The 2,292-nt window shown below is 41.3% G+C and carries 3 protein-coding genes; 2 read left to right on the top strand and 1 reads right to left on the bottom strand.

The window, feature by feature from the left end; translation table 11 throughout:
* Positions 1-183 precede the first annotated feature (183 nt).
* Complete coding sequence (locus tag WEIDD23_RS05815; RefSeq protein ID WP_158004766.1) at positions 184-771, bottom strand: hypothetical protein; 588 nt, start codon at positions 769-771, stop codon at positions 184-186.
* A gap of 282 nt (positions 772-1,053) precedes the next feature.
* On the opposite strand from WEIDD23_RS05815, the gene WEIDD23_RS05810 reads away from it, so the two are divergent.
* Positions 1,054-1,869: a J domain-containing protein gene (locus WEIDD23_RS05810; protein WP_010371328.1), complete on the top strand. Its 816-nt coding sequence runs from the start codon at positions 1,054-1,056 to the stop codon at positions 1,867-1,869.
* Entirely contained in the window at positions 1,862-2,281 is a 420-nt protein-coding gene (locus tag WEIDD23_RS05805; RefSeq protein WP_010371331.1) for an HIRAN domain-containing protein, read from the top strand. Before WEIDD23_RS05810 ends, WEIDD23_RS05805 begins: the two co-directional genes overlap by 8 nt.
* Positions 2,282-2,292: the final 11 nt, after the last annotated feature.

Genomic DNA, 2,292 nt, shown 5'->3' with positions numbered 1-2,292 from the left:
CCCTGCTTATTTTTCTCAGTCATATATTGTGAATTTGCGAAAGCTTGCCACAGACGATCCGGATTCTTTGTATAAGCAATCCATCCCACACTTTCATACAAATCATAAATTTCCGTTTGATCTTTTTCGTCCATAATTGCCCCCTGCATACCAGATAATCAAAAAACTGTTTACTGCACAAAATTAATCGAACTTATCCTTCGACCAAATCCACGTTGATACGAGCGCCGGATTCGCCGGATTAATTAACCTGAAAATTTCGGTTGCATCTGCGATTGTATTTTTTTCAGTCGCCGTATATTGTGCTAAAAACCGATTGACATGTGCATCAAGTAACGCCGAGCTTCTGTCCTGTGCCACGATTTTTTGACCGAAATCAATGGATTGAATCAAAATACCCAAGCCGGCCTTTTTGACACTAACGCCATTAAACCCCATTAATTCATTCTGCAAATCACTAAACATTTTGTTAGTAAAGTTCCCCCGCAATGGTAACTCTAACGCAACAAATCTATTCGCCGCCGCAATAAAATAGTCTGCCATTCGACCCGGAAAACGATGCAAGGCTGGCTTTTCCCTAATAATTTCTGCCAAGTCAGATGCATGTTGCAAAACGAGTTCTGGCGTTAGCTGAGCTTGATCCAATCTCTCCGCTAAATAAAACGGCAATGCCCATGCTCTTTCAGAAGAGATAGACTGATTTGAAATGAGGCCAATTACAATTGCAAAATCATTGCTTTTAAGATATTGAAACGTCTGTGCTGATAACAAATTACTGATTACCTGTCGTGGCTTACGTCTATCGAAATCCCTTTTCCATTCATCGATTACACTTTGCTTTATCATCCCTATAATTAGCTTTCAGTTAATTTATAATTAATTCTACTCTCATTTTCAAAACATTAAACAGGCAACATCTGATTAGACAAAAAATTACATATACCACTTTTAAAACAATATATTGCATCCCAACACAACTCATCCAAAATGTTGCACAGTCCACCATCAAAAGCAGTACAATAATAACTATTACCTAGCCAAAGGAGTCGGTTAATGGACATTCGCTTACATCCCGCGTATGAAGCGGCCATCACAAGAATTGAAGATTTAAAATTAACCTTAGCAACTGCCTATTCTCGATTATCTGATTTGCAAACGACCCAAGTCCCCTTCACTGAGGCACGTTATATGGCAACCATTGGCCGTTACGAATTAACGGCTTATGAACTATACATGACGGTTCAGTTTTTGAAGAAACGACGCCAATTAATGTTACAAGCAATTAATCAAGGTGAGACTCCTGATTTGGAAGCCATTGAAATTGAAATTAATTTATTAAACGGTCAGCTTGATGTCAAACGGCAAGAATTGGCCGACCGATTACGCCGAGCACAACACATTTGGGATGCCAAGCTACTTTCCGTCGAAGATACAAAAAGCTTAAAAATGATTTATCGGGAACTCGTCCGTCTGTTGCACCCAGACCTCAATCCCGACCAAACAGCAGTTGAAAGAGAATGGTTTCAAGCTGCCGTCACGGCCTATAAAGCTGGCCAGTTGCAAGAGCTGGCGCTTCTCTTAGAAATTGTGCAACTGAATAACCAAGTGGCGGAGCAACATGAAGTTGTCATGCCTATCGAAGATCTACAGGAACAAGGCGACCAACTCGCTAGTAAAATTGATACTTTACAAGCCGAAATTGATCACATCATGACCAGTTTTCCAATGTATTTGGCCGACGCCTTGCAGGACGAGAACTACATCACTGAACAGGTCTTACGTATTCAGCAACAAACCACGCGACTAATGGCGAAACGTAGTCAATTGCTGACAGATTTAGCGCAAATGGGATGGGTACCGCATGACTGAAAAATTTGAATTAAATCCGTTAAACAGCGGTTCAGCCTTACCAATTGAATTGAAAACGAATTCAACCGCTCTCACAGACTTAGTTGATGACCTATTTGGTGAACGTATTTACTTAACTCATGTGCAAGTGCGCGGCTATTATTATCTCTCAGAGGAAAACCAGGCCTACCACCGCGCTGCTGGGTTACCAGGAAACGCACTGATTTTACGTCGTGATAAGGCCAACCAATTTGACGACTACGCCATCAAGGTCCTTGATTCAGCTGAACATCACATTGGTTGGGTGCCACGGAATCAAAACCATATCGTGGCTCGTTTGATGGACGCCGGTAAAAAGATTGCTGCTGAAGCCCGTGCTGGTAATAATTCTCTGGCCGGCGAGCTTTCAATTGATATCTATCTTGAAGATTAGCAATGAAAAAA

The organism is Weissella sp. DD23 (genome assembly GCF_001579105.1).
GTDB lineage: Bacteria > Bacillota > Bacilli > Lactobacillales > Lactobacillaceae > Weissella > Weissella cibaria.
This window is presented reverse-complemented; position numbering and strand designations above follow the sequence as displayed.